Consider the following 21095-nt stretch of genomic DNA (forward strand, 5'->3'; position numbering starts at 1 on the left):
ATTCTTCATTTACGCTCCATATAAATTTAAAACGGCACAACTCAATATAGAAAATTTTAGTTTATCATTTCACACAAATTCTACATTTGTTGATACAAACTAGACTATTTCTCTCATTTAATTGTAATTTAGTCATTCTTAAAAAAAAGTCCCCGGCATTAACCAAGGGACTTTCAAAGATTCCTAGAAATCCTTTGACTTCACTCATGACACTCATCTTCCGTGAGCAACAAAGCCCTCGAGTGTTAACCGAGGGCGGTTGCGAGAGAATCGGCTCCAGAGTAAGGATTCTGGAGAATTTAGCCGATTCGGTCTCTGTGAGCAAAAAGCGACCCGGTGTTAACGGGTCGCGATTGCGAGAGCGAGCGCTCGGGGGACAAACTTTGTCCGATTGGGCGCGAGCGGTCTTTACAGCGGTATGTTCGCGTGTTTCTTCCAATGGCGCTTCTGCTCCTTGGTCTTCAAGGCGTCAAAAGCGGCAATGAGGCGCTTACGAACATCGGCCGGGTGAATCACTTCGTCGACCACGCCCATGGAGGCGGCAACGTAGGGGTTCATCAGCTCTTCTTCGTACTTGGCGATGCACTGGGCGCGAGCAGCAGCCGGATCCGGAGCCGCAGCGATTTCCTTCTTGTTGATGATTTCCACGGCACCTTCGGCACCCATCACGGCCACCTGGGCAATCGGGAGGGCGAACACGTAGTCGGCACCCACGTCCTTGCTGTTCATGGCGATGTAGGCGCCGCCGAAAGCCTTGCGCAGAATGAGCGTCACCTTCGGCACGGTGGCTTCGGCAAAGGCATAAAGCAACTTTGCTCCGTGGCGGATAATGCCCGAGTATTCCTGCTTGGAGCCCGGCATGTAGCCCGGAACGTCGGCGAGGGCGAGGAGCGGAATGTTGAACGCGTCGCAGAAACGCACAAAGCGGCCAGCCTTGTCGGAACCGTCCACGTCCAAGGAACCGGCGAGCACCTTCGGCTGGTTAGCCACGACACCGATCGCTTCGCCGTTCAAGCGGGCAAAGCCGATCACCACATTCTTGCCCCAGTCGCTCTGCACTTCAAAGAAGCTGTCGGCATCGGCAAAGGCGGCAATAACGGACTTCACGTCGTAAGCCTGCTTGTAGTTATCCGGAACGATGTCCTGGATAGAGGCGCTGTTGTCGAAGGAAGCTGCCCCTTCGTTCGATTCGGACTTGGAGAACAGCTTCTTGAAGAAGCCTTCGTCGTTCTTGGCGGCTTCGGCAATCTTGCAGTTGCATTCGGCAGATTCCTTGCGGTTGCTCTGCGGCAAGTAGCCGAGGAGCTTGCGGACACCTTCGAGGCACTTCTTGTCGTCTTCGTACATGAAGTGAGCCACACCGGACTTGGAGGTATGCACCGGAGCGCCACCGAGGTCAGCAGCGGTAATGCTTTCACCAATCACCTGCTTCACCACAGCCGGGCCCGTCAGGAACATCTGGCTCGTGTTCTGCGTCATGAAAATGAAGTCGCTCAGAGCCGGAGAATAGCAGGCGCCACCAGCGCAGGGGCCCATGATCACGGCAATCTGCGGAATCACGCCTGAAGCCCAAACGTTGCGGGCCATAATGGCGCTATAGCCTGCCAAGGAGAACACGCCTTCGTCGATACGGGCTCCACCGCTATCGTTCATGGCGATAAACGGAGCACCAGCTTCGACAGCCATGTCCATCACGCGGCAAATCTTTTCGGCGTGGCACTGGCCCAAGGAGCCGCCACCCACCGTAAAGTCCTGAGAAGAGGCGAACACCAGACGGCCATTCACCTTGCCGTAACCGGTCACGACGCCGTCACCCAGGACGACCTTGCTTTCCTTGAGCACGCGGTTGCTCGACTTGCGAAGCGCACCGACTTCAACAAACGTACCTTCGTCGAACAGCATTTCCATGCGTTCGCGTGCAGTGCACTTTCCAGACTGGTGCTGCTTATCGACACGGGCAGCCCCACCTGCCGCCTGAGCCTGAGCCAGGTAGCCATCCAGCTTAGCGATATACTTTTCGTTCCACATTTTGTAAAGAACTCCTTTACTTGTAAGATTTTCGTAGCCAAAATTAGAAAAAGCCGTTGAGCTAGTCAACGGCTTTTGTTTCTTTTTGTTTAAATAATAAAGATGGAAGAAGTTTGTAGGAATCGATTAGATGAAGGCTTCGATTCCGCCACGGCACTTTTCCCAAGCGGGATTCTTCTTGCACAGAAGATCCATCATCTTGTCATAAGTAGCGGTGTTGCTAAAGCCCTTCCACAGGCGGCGTTCCACCGATTCACCACTATCCTTGTCGATGGTGGTGATGGTATCGTAGTAAGCCGGATTGTCCTTGAATTCGCTAATCAGGATTCCCTTCAGGTCGTCGGTGTAGATACGGGCCGCATACTTGAGGATGGAATCGTTGAAGTTGAGTTCGTTTTCGACGAGCCATTCAAAGTCCTGAATCGGATCACCGTAGATGAGCCAGTGCTTCAGGGCAAGGGCCACCACCAGGTCCTTCACAGCGCTACGGAAGATAAACTTGTCTTCGAGGCGGCCGTTCCAGGTGATACGGGTCAGCGGGTTATCGTCGTTCGCTTCGATAGACACGCCCTTACCCGGGGTAACGCGGCGAATCTTGATCGGCAAACGGCTAAGCAACTGCCATGCCTTGGTGAAAGCGATCGTCTTGCGGACGAAATCCTTTTCCTTGTCCGGTGCCACGCGCACAAATGCGCCGAAGCAACGCTGGTACAGGGTTTCCTTATCGAAAATGCAGTCGCTGGAGCGGCATTCGCTGAGCTTGCCGTCCATCATGAAGAGGGTCTTGGCAAGTTCGGGGCGCATACGCACTTCGAGCTTACGGGTACGTGCCTTGAGGCGCACGCCATCCTTATAAACGTAGGTAAAGCCTTCTTCCTGGTAACGCTGCCAAATGAAGAACTGCAGGTCGTCAGCAGCGCGCAGGTGGTAGCTGAACACCGGGTTCTGGCGGTTGTTGGCCATGGTCACCTGGTTCAGGAAGTTGTCGGCACCGGGGTACGGCACCACGACCTTCACGAGCACCTGCGGGTTCACCGGCTTCTTGCTCTTCTTGGCGTACTGTTCGTAGGTGAACAGGGACTGGGCACCGTTAATAATCTTCGGGCGTTCAATATAGAGCACCTTCTTGCCGTCGCGTTCCTTGAGGCGCAGGTCATCACCCGTCAGGGTCATACCGTTGTGCAGGAACGGGAAATCGTCCACGTTCACGTTCTGGTCGTCGTTGCGTTCCATCGTCTGGAAGGCATCGATCAAAGCCGCGTTCGTGTGAGTGAGGTTGCCGAGGTAAGTACGGATGTTGCTGGAAACGATAGCCATGTTGTGCTTCGTCTTGAGGCGCTTACCCAGGTTCACGTGGTAATCAAAAATCGTACGGATGGGGCAGAAACCGAGGAAAAGTTCGCCATGATCGCTAGTCAAGTGCAACGGATCGGAATCCATCACAATTTCGAGCTTGTCGTCGGCGCTGCGGAAATCGCGAGTCAGGTCATCGTGTTCAGCGATAATTTCAAGCTTGGCCTTCACGTCGTTCTTCCAGATCAGGAGCTTGCGACGCATATCCTTGAGCGTACGCTCCAGTTCGGAGTCGGTGATGTCGCGGCTTGCACGAGTACGGAGCACCGTAATTTCGAGCGTTTCCATGTAGGGACGGCTTGCCGGAGAATCGGAATCGTCTTCGCCATCTTCGTCATCACTAATCTTATTGACAGCCCAGGGGTCAGCCTCTTCGCGCAGCGACATGAAGAACGGGTTAGGAGGATCGCTCGTACGGAACACGGCAATCTGCAACTGCTTGAGGTCGGAATTCAGGTGGGCAACGACCTTTTCGAGCGGAGTATCTTCATCGAGGAAGATGAAGAATTCCATAAAGCCTTGGGAATATTGGAATCCGTGGAAGCAGCCGTTTTCATCAAGGTTTAGATGCCGGAGTGCCTTAATTCGGTCAGTAGGGTCGTTCGGATTGAGACTCAAGAGGCTAGCCACGAATGCTAGACGGCGTTCCTGCGATTTGGTTAATTCCATTTTTTCCTCAGTTCTGTTATTTTACAATAGCAAAAGTCAGGTGCAAATGAGGCACCTTACCATTATTATCGTATTTTGCCCCTTAAAAATAGTTTCAAAAAGAGGGTTTGCGAAAAAAAAAGGACAACTTTTTTCATTTTTTTTCAAAAACGGGCCACTTTATAGTGAACATTTGTGTAAAAAACATACTTTTTTACTTTTTTTCGTCATTCGCCCGTCTTTTTTGACCAAAAATGCTATGATTTACAATATAGGAGATGTTCCCATGAATTTGCTAGATATTATCGCCAAGGCCAAGGCCGAAAAAGCCTCTTCGTTAGACCTTTCCCAGAAAGACCTGAGACTCCTCCCCCAGGAGCTTTTTGAACTGGATAACTTAGAAGAGTTGATCCTCGACCGCAATATGCTTGTGGAACTCCCCGACGACATCGGGAGGCTCAAGAACCTGAAAAAGCTTTCCGTAAGCGAAAATGACCTGATGGAACTCCCCGAGACCATCGGCGAGCTCACCAACCTGGAACACCTGTACCTGGGCTACAACAGCCTGTCCGAACTTCCGGACACCGTCGGAAACCTTACAAAACTTGAAACGGTAAATATCGCCAAGAACCAGCTTCTGGACCTGACTCTCGAAGTTGGAAAATGGGTTAACGTTACCAAGTTGAGCCTCCACGACAACATGCTGTCCGAAGTACCGGCAACCCTCGGCAAGCTGAAAAAGCTCCGCAAGCTCTACCTGGACAACAATGACCTCTCCTCGATCCCGGCGAACCTTTCTCACCTGGAATCCCTGGAAGTCCTGATGGTATCGGGCAACAACCTGGGTGCCATCCCCTCCGAATTCGGCAACCTGAAGAAGCTCAAGGAACTGGTACTCGACGCCAACCAGCTCGCGACCCTCCCCGAAAGCCTCGCCGAGTGCGATAGCCTCGAAACGATTTCCGTCGTCGAAAACCCGCTCGAAGGCGGAATCCCGCGCGTGCTTCTGGACAAGAAGGGACTAAGCATCGACCAGTAATTTTTAGACGAGAGAACGGACCTTCGGTCCTACAGACGAAAGACGAAAGAGGTTTAAGGAGAATACGGAGAATGAATCTACTGAGAAAATTCTCTTTTCCCCTTTTTTGTATTTCACAGAGACTTTCTCTCGTCTTTAGTCTCCTCATAGAGGATAACTCTACTAAGGCGCTAAAGCGCCTAGTACCGTTTATCTCGTCTCTCGTCTTCCTCACTGCCTGCAGCGATTTTTTCGAGCCCGTCGAGAGCACTCCCGAGCCAACAGAATACAGTTATAACTACTGGCTACTCAAGCAAACTTACCTGTTCGAAGACGAACTGCCACAGCTAGACGAAAACGGGGACTCGGTCCAGGAGCTTTACAACAAACTGTCCGACCCATTCACCCGTTATATTCCGCCATCCAAAAGCGAAGCGACCATTACCCACATCAACACGAGTATCGTCCCGGGCGATGTCGGAATGGAATACGAGAAATTTCCCCAAAAAGAATACCCACTCGTCATCTACCGCGTTTATCCCGAAGGACCTGCCGGACGCGCCGGTATCAAGCGCTACGGAAACATCATGAACGCAAACGGAGTCGACATCGTCGGAGAAAACGCATTCGAAGTATACGATTCCATTTTGACCTACAGCAAGGACATTTCTCTCACCGTCGCCTACACCAGCGACACTATTTCGTACAACCTAACTAAAGAAGATGTCTACGCCCCGACGATATTCCTCGACACACTGAACGGGATTCCAATCATTACCATCACCAGTTTCAAGCTAAATACCGCCGACCAGAAAAACGGCTCCTTTGGAGAACTCAAGACCTATCTCGATTCCACCCAAAACACGACCGAACCGCGCCTCATCAACCTGCGGAACAACCCCGGTGGACATGTATCGCATTGCATCGCCATGGCAGACTTGTTTATCAAAGAAGGCATCCTTTCGACTCGAACTTCGCGAGACCTTTCCGTAGAAGGAAAGACGATCTACAGGAAAAATTCCCAAAAGGCCAAGGCGGGCGACTCCGGTGAAAAAGGAAAGTTCGTTCTCCTGGTCAACAAGGGAAGCGCGAGCTGTTCCGAGATATTCGCCGCCGCGCTTCAAGAAGCGGCAAACATCCCCGTCGCGGGCGAGACCACATACGGCAAGGGCATCGGCCAAAGCACCTGGAAAACGATGGACGGCGGGCTCGCCATCATTACCAACTGGGAATTTCTGACCCCCAAGGGGAATTCCTACCACAAAAAGGGCGTCGTCCCCGACTTCCCTTGCGAAAGCGCCACCCTTTCGTGCGGCATAAAAGCCATCCAGAATTATTACGGAACAGCCCCCCTCCTGAAGAGCCGTTCCGGCATTTTCGACAAAGAGCCCTCAGTACTTCGCAGGTATAAGTTCGAAGGCGGTTCCATCGAAAATTCAAATTTCTGATTTGAAAGTCCGACATAACATTTTCTATTTTAAATCCTAGCGAGGATTTTATGAAGCGTTTCTATTTATTGATATCCCTGGCGGCCCTCATTTTTTCGGCATGTACGCAAACCACCAGCAGTGACGACAGCAACAGCCAGCCTTCCAACGAAATTTTCCCTCGGATGGACGAAGTTACCGACAAATACGAGGCGGAGCTCTACTACAACTATGTCTTACTTGACTATTTCTACCTTTACGGCCATTTACGCAACGAACTCGCCGACGATTACAAGGTCTATCTGGGAAAGGAATCCGACAATGACAACTTCTCCAAGGGGTACTGCACATCCGACTATTACGACGTGTGCTATATGTACGGCCAATTAAGAGACCCTTTCACCCAATACTTTGATCCGGAAGTCGCCCCTCAGGTTCTTGCAAGCATTTTTGAAACCCAAACAATTAGAGGAATCGGTGCGGAAGTCGAAGAAATCACGGACAGTACATCCCACTACTTGCGTTTCTCAGATATTTACCCGGGTTCCCCTGCGGAAAAGGCAGGACTCCAAATAGGCGACATCGTTGTCCAGATAGACGGGCTCAGCATTTCGACGACATCTAACTTCGATGCCATGTGTACAGGCAATATCGGAGACGTCATCAAGATTGTCGTAGACCGCAATGACAAAATGGTCGTTGCCGCAGTCATCGTAGACGAATACAACGAGCCCTCTGTCAAGCTCACTTATCAGGATTCCATTCCGGTCATCCAGATTAAGGAATTTGTCGTGACATCGATTAGCGACAGCGGCTCCTACGGAGAATTTCTTACAGCCCTCAAAAAAACTGAAGGAGCAAAATCAACCATTATTGACCTACGCGGAAACCCCGGTGGAGAAACAAGGCAATGCAACGGTATAACCGCAGAACTTCTTTCCAAGGGAGACACAATTACTATTGATATAGAAGCTCATTTAGACTCTGTTTTCGAAGGTAGGAATATACGGTATATTCAGAAAATGGACACTATAACCTACACTGTAACTGCCGATGGTCTCGGGAAAAATCGTTATTATGTGTTCATGGCCGATACCGCCTCGGCAAGCTGCGCCGAGCTTATGCTTTCAGCATTAACAACAAATAGGAGCACTCCTGTTGTAGGCCAACTGACATACGGGAAACAGATCGGCCAGATATTCGATTCAACACTCTACGGCGGACTTGCCCTGATAACAGCCCTGCAAGGTTTCGACAAGAACTGGGAAAGTTTCCACGACCTAGGCATAGTCCCCGACTACGAAATCGACGATCCAGAAGAACAAATGGCAAAAGCGATCGAACTCGCCAAGAATGCCTCTGAAAAACGTACGGCCGGCTACGGGACCAAGCGACTCAATCACTTCTCCAAAACGGGGACACAGGTACAGGAAGGCAAGATTCCCACCCTGAAGGACTTGAAGCCGAGACTCCGCAAAGCCAAATTTTTCTAATTAAAGGTTTCGCATACGCACCATCACGTCGGTGGTGTCGTTAGCCTTGACGGCAGGGGCGGCGAGAGTCGCCTCTATTTGTTTGCGGATTTCGGCGACTTCCTTATGCAGGCGGGCAAGGCGTTCGCCCTCGAGTTTCGGGGCGGCAATCATCGTCTTGGAAGCCGGATTGATCCAGGCGCCCTTTTCGTTCTTGAAACCCAGATGCAGGTGCGGGCCAGTGCTGCGACCCGTAGACCCCACGCGGCCAATGCACTGACGGGCAGCCACCTTGGAGCCCACCTTGACGCCGCGAACAGAAAGGTGCATGTACCAGCTTTCGGAACGGTCCCTGTGGCGAATGGCAATCTTGTTTCCGCTGAACGGATCAAAACCCGAAACCGTCACAATACCTTCGGCAACAGCGTAAACCGGCGTACCCGTGGGGCTACCATAGTCAATACCGGCATGCATTTTGCGTTGGCCCGTAATGGGGTGAATGCGGCTACCGAAAGGACTTGTAACATGCAGGCGATCGAGCGGGTAACGCAAGCCATCGAAAACGAGCGCTTCGCCCTTTTCTGTATAGTGGGCGTTAAAGGAACTCTTCGGATCCGGATCTTCGTAACGGAAGGCTTCGTGATGGCCCACGATGCGACCGTCGAATTCCGCATAAACCACGCGACCGTCAATCCAAATGGAATCCTGGTAAAAAGTCTCCTCGAGGAGAATGCGGAACTTGTCTCCGGCGCGGGCCAAGGGGAACGCCACCTTGCACTGCAGCACACCACTCACGATGCCTACCATGCGACCGGGAATTCCCACCTTGAAAAGGGTGCCGTTCAGGGTGCTGCCTTCGGTGAGGGCTCCCTCGAAAATGGACTGACGGCGCGTTACCGGTTTTTCAATCAGCTTGTAGACATATCCCGAATCCGTATGGGTGAGCATGTGGACCGTCGCCGGGTTCGGAGCATAGCGAAACTTCTGGACACTCCCCGCCGAATCAAGGGCGGCATAGAAAACCTGCCCCACGCGAAGTTTCGAAAGTTCCACGCTATCTTGCAGGGCGAGCACAATCTTTCCGCGTTCGCGTTCGTTGATTTGCATGCGGACAAGCACCTGGAAAAGGCCGTCCCCCGCGCGCACGGTGTCGTTTTGAACAATCCAGTTTCCAGGAAGCGCCTGAACGTGATCGATAGCCGCAGAAAGCGAATCAATCTTTGCGCGAAGCCGGTCGCCTTCCGCCTTTAAGCCTTGAATTTTCTCCTGTTCATTGCAACCAAGCAACGACAATGCAAAAAATGCGGTCAACGCCATCGACAGAATAAATTTCACGAAAACCTCGAAACGATAATGCGCCAAATATAGAATATGAAAACAAAAAGTCCCCGCGGTTTACCGCGGGGACTCTTCGCAAATCACATTGTCAGCCGATTACTGTGCGGCAGCCGGGGCGGCCGGGGCAGCAGCGGGAGCAGCAGCCGGGGCTGCGGCAGCGGGCTTAGCTTCAGCCTTAGCGGCAGCGGGAGCTTCGGCAGCCGGCTTTGCGGCAGGGGCCTTAGTTTCAGCCTTCGGGGCTGCCTTAGCAGCAACCTTCTTTTCAGCCTTCGGGGCTTCAGCGGCCGGAGCATCGGCAGCGTGAGTATCAATCAATTCCATTTCGAACACGAGGAGGCTGTTACCCGGAATCTGCGGGCCACGGCCACGCGGACCGTAAGCGAGGTCGCTCGGGATCCAAGCGGTGACCTTTTCGCCCACCTTCATGAGCTTCAGCATTTCGGTCCAACCCGGAATCACGGCGCCGATCGGGAATTCAAGCGGTTCGCCACGATCGACGGAGCTGTCGAACTTGGTGCCGTCAAGGAGCTTACCGGTGTAATGGACCTTCACGATGTCGCCATCGGCCGGAGTTGCACCCGTACCTTCGGCAATCACCTTGTACTGGAGGCCAGATTCGGTAGTCACGACGCCTTCGGCAGTCTTGTTCTGGGCGAGGAATGCTTCGCCTGCAGCCTTGTTGGCTTCAGCAGCGAGGCTGTCCTTCTTGTTCTTTTCAGCCTGGCGAGCCTGGGAAAGGTCGGTCAGAGTCTGGAAAATCGTGGAATCGTTCATCAGGAAGTGAGCGGAATCTTCGTTATAGCGTTCCTTGAAAGCCTGGATGAAGAGATCGAGGTCCAGGTCGATGGAATCGCGGGTCACCAGCTGGAAACGAGCCTGGTTACCGAAATGGGCACCGAGAGCGTAGCTGTACTTGTCCTTTTCCGTCACCAGAGCAGTCTTGGTCTTCGGACCCTGGCACAATTGGTCACATCCGGTCAAAGCAAAGGCGAGAGCGCCTGCGGCAATAAGCAATTTTTTGTTCATTTGTTCCTCTTTTGGTTAGACAGGGAAAAAAATAACAAAATCTTACGCCAAAAGACCAATTGTAACTCAATTTTACCAAAAGAAATTCGTATATTAACGACCGTTAACATATAAAGGATTTACTATGTGCGGAATTGTTGGCTATATAGGTAAAAATGATGCATTGCAGATTTTGATTGGCGGACTTAAGAAACTTGAATATCGTGGCTACGACAGCTCGGGTGTCGCCTTGATTGAAGACGGAAAAATTGAAACGGTTCGTGCCTCCGGCAAGATAGCTGCCCTCGAAGACAAGCTGAAAAGCAAGCCTCTCCACGGTCATGTCGGTATCGCCCACACCCGTTGGGCCACCCACGGCGCCCCCACAGAACAGAACGCGCACCCGCACCAGAGCTTTGACGGAAACATCTCGATCGTGCACAACGGCATCATCGAAAACTACGCCATTTTAAAGAAAAAGCTTCAATCCGAAGGAATCGAATTCAAGTCCGAAACCGACACCGAAGTCGTCGCTCACTTGATCGCCCGCTACTACAACGGCAACCTCAAGGAAGCCGTCCTCAAGGCCATTTCCAAAATCGAAGGAACATTTGGCCTTGCCGTCATCTGCAAGAGCGAACCCGACACCCTCATCGGCGCCCGCCGCGGATCTCCGCTCATTTTGGGCATCGGACAGGACGAATTCTACTTGGCCTCCGATGTTTCCGCAATTATCATGCACACGCAGAAGGTTGTCTACTTGGACGACAATGACATCGTCGAAATCAAGGAAGACGGCTACAACCTGCTGAACACGCACAGCCAGTCGGTGCAACACGAAGTGCAGGATGTAGAATTTGACGCAGACGCTATTGCAAAGGGCGGATTTGCCCATTTTATGCTCAAGGAAATTTTCGAGCAGCCCGAAGTGCTCCGCAACACCATGCGCGGCCGCCTGCTGTACGCCGAAGGCAACGCCAAGCTCGCAGGTCTCGATACCAACATCAAGGAACTGAGGAACATCAACCGTATCATTATTACCGCCTGCGGCACCAGCTACTACGCCGGTATGGTCGGCGAATACATGATCGAAGACTTGGCCGGCGTCCCGGTCGAAGTCGAATACGCCTCGGAATTCCGTTACCGCAACCCGATTATCAAGCCGGGCACGCTCGTTCTTGCCATTAGCCAGTCCGGCGAAACCGCCGATACGCTCGCCGCCCTTAAAGAAGCCCAGCAGAAGGGCGCTACCGCTCTTGCCATCTGTAACGGTGTGGGTTCGACCATCGCCCGCACGAGCGACGGCGGCGTTTACCTGCACGCAGGCCCCGAAATCGGCGTAGCGAGCACCAAGGCATTCACCAGCCAGGTGACCGTGCTCGCCATGATTGCTCTTTTGCTTGGCCGCCAGCGCAGACTTTCTTTTGAAGCAGGCTCCGACATCGTGAAGGCCATGCAGGAACTCCCGGAACTCGTGGAGCAGACCCTCAAGCTTTCGGACCAGATTGCAGGCATCGCCAACAAGTACGTGAAGGCGAACAACTTCTTGTACCTGGGCCGCCACTTCAACTACCCCGTCGCCATGGAAGGCGCCCTCAAGCTCAAGGAAATCAGCTACATTCACGCCGAAGGCTACCCTGCCGCCGAAATGAAGCATGGGCCCATTGCCTTGATTGACGAAAACATGCCGGTCGTGGTGATTGCCCCGAAGGACGCCCTGTTCGACAAGGTCATCAGTAACGTTCGTGAAATCAAGGCCCGTGGCGGCAAGGTGATTGCCATCTCGACCGAAGACTGTCACCCGCTCGACGAAATTGCAGACCACCTGATCAAGGTCCCGAAAACCACCCCGATGCTCATGCCGATCGTGACATGCGTGCCGCTCCAGCTGCTCGCCTACCACATTGCCGTGCTTCGTGGAAATGACGTGGACCAGCCAAGAAACCTCGCGAAGAGCGTGACCGTGGAATAAAGTCCTATGAAGCCGTCTCTTTCGTTCGTCCTTCAGTTGCCTCCTTCGACGGCGTACGCCAAGCTAGATGCCGTGGCAGAAAACCTGCTTTCGGGAATCCTTATGGGCCTCGATTCGGGCAAGATGAACATTTCGCTGTTCATGGACGGCCCGACACTGGAAACGGTTTGCAACGTTGCAGGCCCGCAGAAAATAAACAAGTTGCGCAATGCAATCGAGGACGGAAGCCTGGAACTGCTGGGCGGCGGATTTTACGACCCGATGTTGCCGCTTTTCCCGACCGAGCTGCAATCCATGCAGCTGGAACAGCACGGCAAGTTCCTGTGGAAACACTTCAAGGTCGAACCGACCGGATACTTCAATTCCTCGATGGTCTGGGAAATGGAAATGACCGGCCTCCTGGAAGAGCACCGATTTGAATACGCCCTGGTACAAGAAGCGTCGTTACAGGACGCCCTCGGCCGCACGACACCCGTTTCGGGATGGTATTCCGTCGAAGACAAGGGGGCGTTCCTCAAGATTGTCCCCATTTCGCAAACGCTTTCTCGAGCCATTGCCGAAGATGACTTTCACTGGCCTGAAATTGCAGAGCCATACTGCCGTGGAGGAAAGACGGCGGTCATCGCCTTGGATATTCCACCGCAGCCGGGCGACATCATTCCTTTCTTCGAAAGGCTGATTGACTTTCTTGAAACGAACGAGCTCGAAACGATGACCGTCGCAAGCGTCGTCAATGAACAGACCTCCGAAGGCCGAATCAGTTTTCTGCTTTCCGCCGGGCAAAAAATAGGGCTTCCTGCAACCGCCAAGACCTGTCGAGAACTTCTCGTAAAAAGGCCCGAGGTCAACCTGCTGCACAAGACGCTCCTTTCGCTTTACCACCGCGCCAAGGACACCCTGAAAGGCCACGAACTCAAAGAAATCTACCAGATGCTGATGCCCGCCATGTCGCCCATCTACTACCGCGATATGCAGGACAGCGAAGGAATGCGAACGCCCATGGTCCGCTGGTGGGGCGCGCGATTCCTGCTCCAGGTGGCAAATCGCCTGACAGAACTCGTGTCCTTTGACGGAATCCGGCTAGACATCGCAGACTTCATGCTTGACGGCCACAAGTATATATGGGCGGAAAACCATTCCTATTCTTTCTTACTGGACTACTTCGGCGGCGGAATTCTTCGAATCCTGAACGCCAAGGATCCCGAAAACAACCTACTGAGTTCCTGGCGCGACGACGGAGAACCTGCAGTCGGTTTCCTTGATTTTGTTCTTCCTAACACGGAGCAGAAGGCCTCCAAGCTCGACCAGTTCCTTTCGGACCGCGAGGGGATTCTCGTAAGCCCGTTTGACTATCAAATCAAGCGACACGATGCCGGGACGGACATCCAGCTTCTCTCGGAACAGCAAGTCAAAATCGGCGATCAGAGCGGCATCCTTGAAGTCGAAAAGAATTTTGCCCTTTCGGCAACGGGTTCCGAATTTGAGCTAGAGTACAAGCTCAAGAACAACGGTACTGCCGAGGCTAGAGGATTTTTCGGGACACTCCTCGAGACCGGCCTGCTCGCCTGCGGAACAACGGACCGCGACATTCTCGTCGATGGCGACGCCCTCAAGTTCAACTTCCGCGACCCCCTGATTTTCCCCGATGCAAGGCGGATCGAAATCAAGGACTCCGTTACGGATTGCCGCATCCGTCTTGATTTCGAGACCAGGACCTCGCTCCTGGTCGCCCCGATTTTCGGGGCATCCGCGCTCGCTGCTCCCGAAGCATTGCAAGGCATCCGCATATTCCCCTTCTGGAAACTTTCGCTTGCAAGCCTCAACGAAACCGAATTCAAGATGACCGTCCACATTTCCAAGAGATAACTCATGAAGTCCGACCTGATAGACATCCAAGTAGAATCTCGTGGAAACGATGTTGAACTCACTCTATCGGGTTCGCTCGGCATAGCCCAACTTTCGGCCGTCAAGGAAAAGCTCGACATGCTTGTCGACGGGCCTGGCTGCTTTTTCTTCTTGAACCTGCAGAACGCACACTTTACCAGCGACCATTACCAGAGCGTCTTCTTGGAGCTCCTAAACCGCGTCAAGTCGCAAAAATCGGCGCTAATCCTGATCTTCGATTCTGCTGAACTCTACGATTACTTTTCCAGGTACCTGAACATTTTCGAAATCTACGAAAACCGTAACGCTTACAAGAAATCGGGAACCAAGAAACAGTTACAGCAAATTGGCCTACATTACGGGCTCCGTTCCGGCATCACCATCAGTTCCGGAGTCGCGGTCGCCTTCCTTTCGCTCATCGTCGGTTGGATTGTTACTTTGTTAATAATCGTCTCGACTCAGGGCCACGACCTCTCTGACAAGCAGGCCCAAATCATCGCGCTCCAGAACCAGAAGGAACGCTATATCAAGGAAATCGACAAACTGGAATCCTCTATCGGGCCTCTCCGCAAGCTGGGCGTCGTACAGGATACGACCATGCTCAGCTCCTTTGGACTCATCCAGGACTGGGTCGGTTATCTAGAATACCTCGAGAACACCCGACGTGAAAAGTAACGTTCGCATTTCGAAGCTTTCCCTTGCGATTATCCTGGTCCTCTGTTTCGGAGCTCTCGGACTATTCGTGTCTTACTGGTTTTCGAGGCAGGCCGAAATTAAGGAACTCGCCAAGCAGGAAACACTGTTGCGCGGCGAGCTCGACCAACTGAGTGTCTGGGGGAAATGGACCGTCGATTATGTCAAAATCAACAAGGCGCTAGCCCATCTTTCCAAAAACCGCCTGACAGAGGAACAGCGGGAAATGCTGACTGAACAAATCTGGCAGATTTCACGATCCTATGCGACCGACCCGCTCCTGATTCTCTCGGTCGTTGCCCAGGAAAGCCACGGCAACCCCAATGCCCGCGGGCGCATGCAATCGGGAGCCTATTCCGGAGCACTGGGGCTAATGCAAATCAAGCTTGAAACCGCCAAGAAAATGAGCGCCCATTTTGGACTGCAAATCGAAACCGAAGAAGACCTCTTCAAGCCAGAAATCAACGTGACCGTTGGCACTGCCTACCTAATTCGACTGATTTCAAAATACGGCAACTGGAAGGACGCCCTTATTGCGTACAACCTTGGACACTCCGCCGTCGACCGTATGCTGGAATCGGGCAAGCCTCTACCGACAAAATATTACGAGCACGTCATTTCCAAATACAGCAAACTGGCTGGAATCGATTTTTTGGGGACGAGCAGTCCATAACAAGCGACCACCGGTATACAACATTCTCCGTATTTTGCTACATTTATGTTATGTTCCGTATTGTGGCATTCCTGTTGATGGCGTCCATGGCGCTTGCCGATGAAGTCCGGTACGACCTGACTCGCTTTGTCAACGAAGGCCTTGACGCCAATCCGCAAATTCAGGAACTCAAGCACGGAGCCGAAGCCAAGAAAAATCAGCTCGGCAAGCTCAAGTCCGAAGCGATTCTCCCGACATTCTACGTCACGATGATGGTAGGCCCCGCTCCCGGCCTAAAAAACGAGCTACAGGACGGAGACACCGTAGAAGTTTACGATTTCTCAAGAATGGGCCCCTTCTGGGGCATCGAAGCCAAGTTTATCCAGCCCCTGAACCTGGGACAGTATCGCGCAGGCAAGATGGCGATCGAAGCGGATATCCAGCAAAAATCATTTGACATCGAAAACAACATCCACAAGAAGGATGTCGAGCTACAGACTTATTACTACAACTACCTTCTCGCCCGCGAAATGATCCGCCTTGCAACGGACGCCCAAAAGAAAGTGGACGAAGCCTACGAAAAGTTGGAAGAAGCACTAGACGATGACGACCCGAACGTATCGCAGATGGACCTTCTGAACCTCAAGGCAAAAATGCATACCGTCAAGGAAGGAGTCACCGAAGCGAACCTAGGCATGAAACGCGTGATGCTAGCGATCCGTTTTTCATTGAACCTGCGTGAAGAGGACTCTTTTGCCACTGAAGATTCCGCCCTGACACCGCGATCGGAAACACTTCCCACCCTCGAAGAAGTCCGAAACCTGACCGTCCAGCACCACCCGGAACTGAGACAACTTTCGGCAGGGCTCCGTGCCCGTCGCCTGCAACTGGACCTCGCCGAAGCGAAACTCGCCCCCGAATTCTTTATCATGGGCCAGGTACAATACGTCAAGAGTTGGGCAGGAAACCGTAGCGTCATGCAGAAGGACGCCTTCGCCGAAGATGCAGTCAACAAACTGGACGGGCTCATCGGGCTTGGCGTGCGCTACAACCTGAATTTCTGGAAAAGCTGGGAAAACTACCGCTCCGCCCGCACCGATCTGCGCGCGCTCCAACTCAAGGAATCCTACGCCACGAACGGCCTCATGAGCCAGGCCGAAGAACAATATTACCAGGTTGTCGCCGCCAAGGAAAAGATGGACGCCCTGAAAGAAAGCCTGCGCGCCTCGGAAGGAATCCTGAAGGGCGCCGCCATGAAATACGATTTGGACAAGTCGCAGACAAGCGGATTGGTTTCTGCCTACACTCAGAATGTAACGATGCAGAAAGATTACTATTTTGCAGTATGCAAGTACAACGTGGAATTTGCGCAGCTGATTGCAAAGATGGGAATGTCGCTGAACGATTTCCACACGATTTACATGAATCAGTGATTAAAGTTTAATGGAGGTAAGCATGTTCAAGAAGATTTTGGTTACGGTTGCCTGTGTTTCGTTAATGGCCTTTGCCGCCGAAGACCCCGTCGCGGCAATCCAGAAAAAGGACTCCGAATTGCAGACCCTTTTGAAGAAATCCAGCAGGAACGCCAAGGAAACCGAACGAGTCAAGAACCTTCTGAACGATTCGTTCGACTTCGCCCTTCTGGCAAAGAAATCCCTTTCGGCAAATGACTGGAAAGCTCAGGACGCCGCCTCGCAGGATAAATTCGTAAACGAATTCCAGCGTATGGTCAGGAACTCCAGCGCCAAGCGACTGGAACTGTACCGCGCAGATTCCACCATTTACGAACCCGCCAAGATGAAAGGGGACAGCGAAGCTCGCGTAGTCGCCCATCTCTGGAACAAGGGGAAGGAATCGGTCCTTGAATACAAGATGAGCCTTGTCGACGGCAAGTGGAAAGCTTGGGACCTCGTCATCGATGACCTTTCGACCGCCCGCAACTACAAGGAACAGTTCAGCCAGATTCTCAAGAACAAGAGCTTTGCCGAACTGATCGACATCATCAGCAAGAAGGCTGACGAAACGGAGAAGTAGCTCCTTGATCTGGCTCCTGGGCGTACTCTGTGCATTGGCGCTAGTCGCCCTATTTTTCCCGTTTGTTTTCTGGATCGATTTCGGTACGGATCTTAACGGGGCAAACGCGCGCGTTCGCCTTTACAAGAAGGTTCTCGGCTCTTTCCTTAAAAATTTCCGCAAGGAAGCGAGCGACCGTTCTCGTGATGACACTCGCAAAGATGTGCCGGAAAAACAATCTGCAACACAAGTAGACACGGACAAGGATTCCGTAGTTGAAGCGTCTACCGCCACGCCAGCTGAACCGGTAGAAAAAAAGGACACTCCCAAGCAGACCGAAGAAAAAACGGAAGGGCCGACAGAAAAAAACGCGCCGAACGAAGCTAAAGCCGAAAAAGAAAATATCAAGAAAGAATCGAACGAAGTTGAATCAAATGAAACTGAGTCTAAAGAAAAGCGGTCCCTTACCGACAAGGAATTCTGGACGCTTCTCCTGACCCCCGAATTCGATTCCCGCGCCTGGTGGTCTGTACGCCGCTGGATGTCCGCCCTGTCCAGGCTCTTCCGCGTCCGTTTCGTAGACTGCTTTGTCGAGGGGTTCCGTATGGAATACCACCATATGGGATACGCCGCCGCTCTGAACGGATTCCTCAAGAGCTATCCCTACATTGGCAACTGGGACTTCCGCATGGACTGGACTCGCGACCATGATCCACGCATCGAAGGACACGTACGGATTTCGGTGAACCTGTGCCGCCTGCTTGGACTTTCGATAGAGACGCTCTTTTACGGAGGCTTTGTCGCCTGGAGTTTCTGGCGTCGACGCTCCCATATACTCAAGACCGGGGAACTCCCCGAACTCGGATTCATCCGCGGCAAGATTGTAAAAATGATGATGGAGGATAACTGATGCCCGCATTGACCCTAGATAGACTGCTTGCCTCCCTCGGTTTCGGCTCTCGCAAGGAATGCCGCGCGCTCGTCCGCATGGGCGTAGTCGAATTGAACGGCGCCGTCCAGGAAGACCCCTTCGTGGAATTCAAGGAACGCCCCGAAACCATCACCGTAAACGGAGAAGAAATTCCGACCATCGAAAACCTCTACATCATGATGGACAAGCCGCTGGATGTAGAATGCAGCCATAACGCCCGCGACCACCAGTCCGTGTTTGAACTGCTCCCCGACCGGTTCTCCGCCATGGGGATCCAGACCGTAGGGCGCCTCGACGCGGATTCCTCGGGCCTACTGCTTTTCTCAAACCAGGGCGACTTTATCCACAAGGTGGAAAGTCCCAAGAAGGGCTACCTGAAGCAGTACAGGGTAACGCTTGCGCGGGAGTTTACCGATAAACAAATGACCGAATTGCTGAACGGCGTAATGCTCAAGGACGAACGGCGTCCGGTGCTTGCACGGGACATCGTGATCGATGGGGATTCGGTACTGATTTCTATTGGCGAAGGGCTGTATCACCAGGTGCGCCGCATGTTCGCCGCAGTTGGCAACCACGTGGAAACCCTGAAGCGCGAAGCCATCGGCCCGGTGGTGCTGGACCAGACGCTCGGCAAGGGCGGGTGGCGCTACCTGACCGAAGAAGAAGTCGCGGCACTGTCGTAAAGTTTTCACCCCAGCAGATTCATTCCCTCTTAAAAGGAGAAGCCCCGACTAAAAGTCGGGGCCTTAAATTCTCGGCAATATTTTAGCAGGCTAGATTCTATTTCGATTCGGTATCGGTCGGGGTTTCCTGCGACTGGACGGCAATCATCACGTCGCTACCTTCGGATTCCAGCTTGGCGTTCACGCCTTCGACTATCGCCTCGAGGGAATTGATCTTGTCCTTGATGTCGTTGCTGAACTTGAACGAAGGGACCATGCGTTCTTCGATCATGACCGTTTCTCCCGTACGAGGATTACGAGCCGGGCGCGCCTTACGCGGTTTGCAGGCGAAAGTACCGAAGCCACGAATTTCGATGGTGTTGCCCTCAATCAGCTTTTCGGCCAAAAGGTCGAGAAACTGCTCGATGACGGTCTTAATGTCGTTGCGCACAAATCCTGTGGACTTGGCGATCTCTTGAATCAATGCTTGTTTAGTTATATTTGCCACGCCCTAAATATAGGTTTATCAATGAGTTAGAGTACCGGTCCCGCTGAAATTAAATAATTTTTTCGGGTTCTTGTTGCGGAATTTTTGTGGATAGATGTGGTTAAAATGTTGAAAAGTTTCAAGCTTCGAAATCTGGAAGTCTTTCCGAATACGATCCTCAGTCCCATGGACGGGGTGACAGACGCCCCTTTTCGCAGACTCTGCCGGGTCCTTTCCGGCAACCGAATGGGACTCCTGGTTTCCGAGTTCGTCCCGACCGACGGTGACGCCGTGTTCTGCCTTGACGGGCACAAGCAGTTGAAGTTTTTCCCTGAAGAACGCCCTTTCGGCATCCAGATTTTCGGACGCTTTCCCGACAGGATGGCCACCGCCGCAAAGAAAATCGCCGAAGCCCTCCATCCGGAATTCATCGAGGTGAATGCAGGCTGCCCCGCCCCCAAGGTCGCGGGCAAGGGCAGCGGATCGGGACTGTTGCGAGACCTACCCCGCCTGCAAGAAATCCTGCACGATGTCCGGACGGCCCTCGATTCCTCAAGCGTAAACATTCCCCTGACCCTCAAGTGCCGTATCGGCTGGGACGACCAGAGCATCAACGTGATGGAAACACTGAAGATCGCCGAAGGCGAAGGCGTCGAAATGCTGACGGTACATGGCCGAACCAGGCTGCAAGGGTATAACGGCCTTGCCAACTGGGACTGGATCGGCAAAGTAGCGGCCGCGGCCAAGATTCCCGTTATCGGGAATGGCGACGTGAACAGCGTCGCAAACGCCCGCGAGCGCCTTGAAACATACGGAGTGTCGGGCGTTTCCATTGGCCGCGGAGCGATGCACAACCCGTGGATTTTCGGACAAATTGCTGACGCCTGGGAAGGTAAACCGTCTCGTCAAATGACCGCCTCCGAGGCCCTCGACGTATTCCCCCTCTACTACAAATTCAAACTGGAGGACGGCGCCACCGAAATGAGCGCACTCGGCAGACTCAAGCAACTCGCCGCCCGCCTATGCAAGGGTTTCGACGACCCAACCTTGGCCGTACGCCAAACGCTACTCACCGCACAGACGGCGGACGAATTCTTCGACCGCCTGCAATCCCTACGCGAAGGCATCGCCCGCGAAATGACATTCTCCCCAGAACAACTTGTCAATCTGAACGGCGCAAAAGAAACCGATCTCCGTTTCGGAGACCAATTCGCAGGTCGATAAATCAAAGTAATAACTTAAAAGAGCCTAGCGGACTTCCGTGAGTAGCGAAGCCCTCGGGTGTTTATCGGGGGCGGTTGCGAGAGAGTTCGCTGGGGACGAATTCACTTATTTGGGAGCGAACGGTATTCCGTGAGCAACAAAGCCCTCGGGTGTTTACCGAGGGCGGTTGCGAGAGTGAGCTCGCTGGGGACGAATTCACTTATTTGAGAGCGAACGGTATTCCGTGAGCAACAAAGCCCTCGGGTGTTTACCGAGGGCGGTTGCGAGAGTGAGCTCGCTGGGGACGAA

At 52.9% G+C, this 21095-nt stretch carries 17 protein-coding genes; 12 read left to right on the forward strand and 5 right to left on the reverse strand.

What is annotated here, in order from left to right:
- Nucleotides 1–408: 408 nt before the first annotated feature.
- Together Q0P86_RS09980 and Q0P86_RS09985 are read right to left on the reverse strand one after the other, a co-directional pair.
- Nucleotides 409–2028 (reverse strand): acyl-CoA carboxylase subunit beta, encoded by a 1620-nt coding sequence (locus Q0P86_RS09980; protein ID WP_294113295.1) that lies wholly within the window; start codon nucleotides 2026–2028, stop codon nucleotides 409–411.
- A 126-nt stretch (nucleotides 2029–2154) separates the two neighbouring features.
- Entirely contained in the window at nucleotides 2155–4050 is a 1896-nt protein-coding gene (locus Q0P86_RS09985) for an AIPR family protein (RefSeq protein WP_291025119.1), read from the reverse strand.
- A 265-nt stretch (nucleotides 4051–4315) separates the two neighbouring features.
- On the opposite strand from Q0P86_RS09985, the gene Q0P86_RS09990 reads away from it, so the two are divergent.
- From Q0P86_RS09990 to Q0P86_RS10000, 3 genes are all read left to right on the forward strand, one after another.
- Nucleotides 4316–5068 (forward strand): leucine-rich repeat domain-containing protein, encoded by a 753-nt coding sequence (locus Q0P86_RS09990; protein WP_294986510.1) that lies wholly within the window; start codon nucleotides 4316–4318, stop codon nucleotides 5066–5068.
- 71 nt (nucleotides 5069–5139) lie between these two features.
- On the forward strand, nucleotides 5140–6495 hold the full coding sequence (locus Q0P86_RS09995; protein ID WP_295039174.1) for a S41 family peptidase: 1356 nt from the start codon (nucleotides 5140–5142) through the stop codon (nucleotides 6493–6495).
- 50 nt (nucleotides 6496–6545) lie between these two features.
- Nucleotides 6546–7967, forward strand: coding sequence for a S41 family peptidase (locus tag Q0P86_RS10000; protein ID WP_295039176.1), 1422 nt, complete (start codon nucleotides 6546–6548; stop codon nucleotides 7965–7967).
- Here Q0P86_RS10000 and Q0P86_RS10005 read toward each other — a convergent pair whose 3' ends face one another.
- Nucleotides 7968–9281: a M23 family metallopeptidase gene (locus Q0P86_RS10005; RefSeq protein WP_295039179.1), complete on the reverse strand. Its 1314-nt coding sequence runs from the start codon at nucleotides 9279–9281 to the stop codon at nucleotides 7968–7970.
- Nucleotides 9282–9380: 99 nt separating this feature from the next.
- On the reverse strand, nucleotides 9381–10310 hold the full coding sequence (locus tag Q0P86_RS10010; protein WP_295039180.1) for an FKBP-type peptidyl-prolyl cis-trans isomerase: 930 nt from the start codon (nucleotides 10308–10310) through the stop codon (nucleotides 9381–9383).
- 124 nt (nucleotides 10311–10434) lie between these two features.
- Here Q0P86_RS10010 and glmS point away from each other — a divergent pair, with 124 nt between their 5' ends.
- The 8 genes from glmS to Q0P86_RS10050 are packed head-to-tail and all read left to right on the forward strand — an operon-like array spanning nucleotide 10435 to nucleotide 19117.
- A complete protein-coding gene (glmS, locus tag Q0P86_RS10015) occupies nucleotides 10435–12261 on the forward strand; it encodes a glutamine--fructose-6-phosphate transaminase (isomerizing) (protein WP_290992503.1) in 1827 nt (608 codons plus the stop codon).
- Nucleotides 12262–12267: 6 nt separating this feature from the next.
- Entirely contained in the window at nucleotides 12268–14127 is a 1860-nt protein-coding gene (locus Q0P86_RS10020; RefSeq protein ID WP_295039184.1) for an alpha-amylase/4-alpha-glucanotransferase domain-containing protein, read from the forward strand.
- Nucleotides 14128–14130: 3 nt separating this feature from the next.
- Nucleotides 14131–14820, forward strand: coding sequence for a hypothetical protein (locus tag Q0P86_RS10025; RefSeq protein ID WP_294986247.1), 690 nt, complete (start codon nucleotides 14131–14133; stop codon nucleotides 14818–14820).
- Nucleotides 14810–15511 (forward strand): transglycosylase SLT domain-containing protein, encoded by a 702-nt coding sequence (locus Q0P86_RS10030; protein WP_294986248.1) that lies wholly within the window; start codon nucleotides 14810–14812, stop codon nucleotides 15509–15511. Before Q0P86_RS10025 ends, Q0P86_RS10030 begins: the two co-directional genes overlap by 11 nt.
- Before the next feature lie 50 nt (nucleotides 15512–15561).
- Nucleotides 15562–16923, forward strand: coding sequence for a TolC family protein (locus tag Q0P86_RS10035; RefSeq protein ID WP_295039186.1), 1362 nt, complete (start codon nucleotides 15562–15564; stop codon nucleotides 16921–16923).
- 22 nt (nucleotides 16924–16945) lie between these two features.
- Nucleotides 16946–17524 (forward strand): phospholipid-binding protein MlaC, encoded by a 579-nt coding sequence (locus tag Q0P86_RS10040; RefSeq protein WP_290992515.1) that lies wholly within the window; start codon nucleotides 16946–16948, stop codon nucleotides 17522–17524.
- 4 nt (nucleotides 17525–17528) lie between these two features.
- A complete protein-coding gene (locus Q0P86_RS10045) occupies nucleotides 17529–18413 on the forward strand; it encodes a hypothetical protein (RefSeq protein ID WP_295039188.1) in 885 nt (294 codons plus the stop codon).
- Nucleotides 18413–19117 (forward strand): pseudouridine synthase, encoded by a 705-nt coding sequence (locus tag Q0P86_RS10050; protein WP_294113313.1) that lies wholly within the window; start codon nucleotides 18413–18415, stop codon nucleotides 19115–19117. The genes Q0P86_RS10045 and Q0P86_RS10050 overlap by 1 nt, the downstream gene beginning before the upstream one ends.
- A 97-nt stretch (nucleotides 19118–19214) precedes the next feature.
- Here Q0P86_RS10050 and Q0P86_RS10055 read toward each other — a convergent pair whose 3' ends face one another.
- Nucleotides 19215–19604: an HU family DNA-binding protein gene (locus Q0P86_RS10055; RefSeq protein WP_295039191.1), complete on the reverse strand. Its 390-nt coding sequence runs from the start codon at nucleotides 19602–19604 to the stop codon at nucleotides 19215–19217.
- Nucleotides 19605–19709: 105 nt separating this feature from the next.
- Here Q0P86_RS10055 and Q0P86_RS10060 point away from each other — a divergent pair, with 105 nt between their 5' ends.
- Nucleotides 19710–20807, forward strand: a complete 1098-nt coding sequence (locus tag Q0P86_RS10060; RefSeq protein WP_295039192.1) for a tRNA-dihydrouridine synthase — start codon at nucleotides 19710–19712, stop codon at nucleotides 20805–20807.
- Nucleotides 20808–21095: the final 288 nt, after the last annotated feature.

This window comes from uncultured Fibrobacter sp. (assembly GCF_946062555.1).
In the GTDB taxonomy this organism is placed as follows: domain Bacteria; phylum Fibrobacterota; class Fibrobacteria; order Fibrobacterales; family Fibrobacteraceae; genus Fibrobacter.

Bases quoted from the DNA above. Each gene is read 5' to 3' on its own strand.
- Q0P86_RS09980 (WP_294113295.1), bottom strand. From the start codon at position 2,028: ATGTGGAACGAAAAGTATATCGCTAAGCTGGATGGCTACCTGGCTCAG.
- Q0P86_RS09985 (WP_291025119.1), bottom strand. From the start codon at position 4,050: ATGGAATTAACCAAATCGCAGGAACGCCGTCTAGCATTCGTGGCTAGC.
- Q0P86_RS09990 (WP_294986510.1), top strand. From the start codon at position 4,316: ATGAATTTGCTAGATATTATCGCCAAGGCCAAGGCCGAAAAAGCCTCT.
- Q0P86_RS09995 (WP_295039174.1), top strand. From the start codon at position 5,140: ATGAATCTACTGAGAAAATTCTCTTTTCCCCTTTTTTGTATTTCACAG.
- Q0P86_RS10000 (WP_295039176.1), top strand. From the start codon at position 6,546: ATGAAGCGTTTCTATTTATTGATATCCCTGGCGGCCCTCATTTTTTCG.
- Q0P86_RS10010 (WP_295039180.1), bottom strand. From the start codon at position 10,310: ATGAACAAAAAATTGCTTATTGCCGCAGGCGCTCTCGCCTTTGCTTTG.
- glmS (WP_290992503.1), top strand. From the start codon at position 10,435: ATGTGCGGAATTGTTGGCTATATAGGTAAAAATGATGCATTGCAGATT.
- Q0P86_RS10020 (WP_295039184.1), top strand. From the start codon at position 12,268: ATGAAGCCGTCTCTTTCGTTCGTCCTTCAGTTGCCTCCTTCGACGGCG.
- Q0P86_RS10025 (WP_294986247.1), top strand. From the start codon at position 14,131: ATGAAGTCCGACCTGATAGACATCCAAGTAGAATCTCGTGGAAACGAT.
- Q0P86_RS10035 (WP_295039186.1), top strand. From the start codon at position 15,562: ATGTTCCGTATTGTGGCATTCCTGTTGATGGCGTCCATGGCGCTTGCC.
- Q0P86_RS10040 (WP_290992515.1), top strand. From the start codon at position 16,946: ATGTTCAAGAAGATTTTGGTTACGGTTGCCTGTGTTTCGTTAATGGCC.
- Q0P86_RS10050 (WP_294113313.1), top strand. From the start codon at position 18,413: ATGCCCGCATTGACCCTAGATAGACTGCTTGCCTCCCTCGGTTTCGGC.
- Q0P86_RS10060 (WP_295039192.1), top strand. From the start codon at position 19,710: ATGTTGAAAAGTTTCAAGCTTCGAAATCTGGAAGTCTTTCCGAATACG.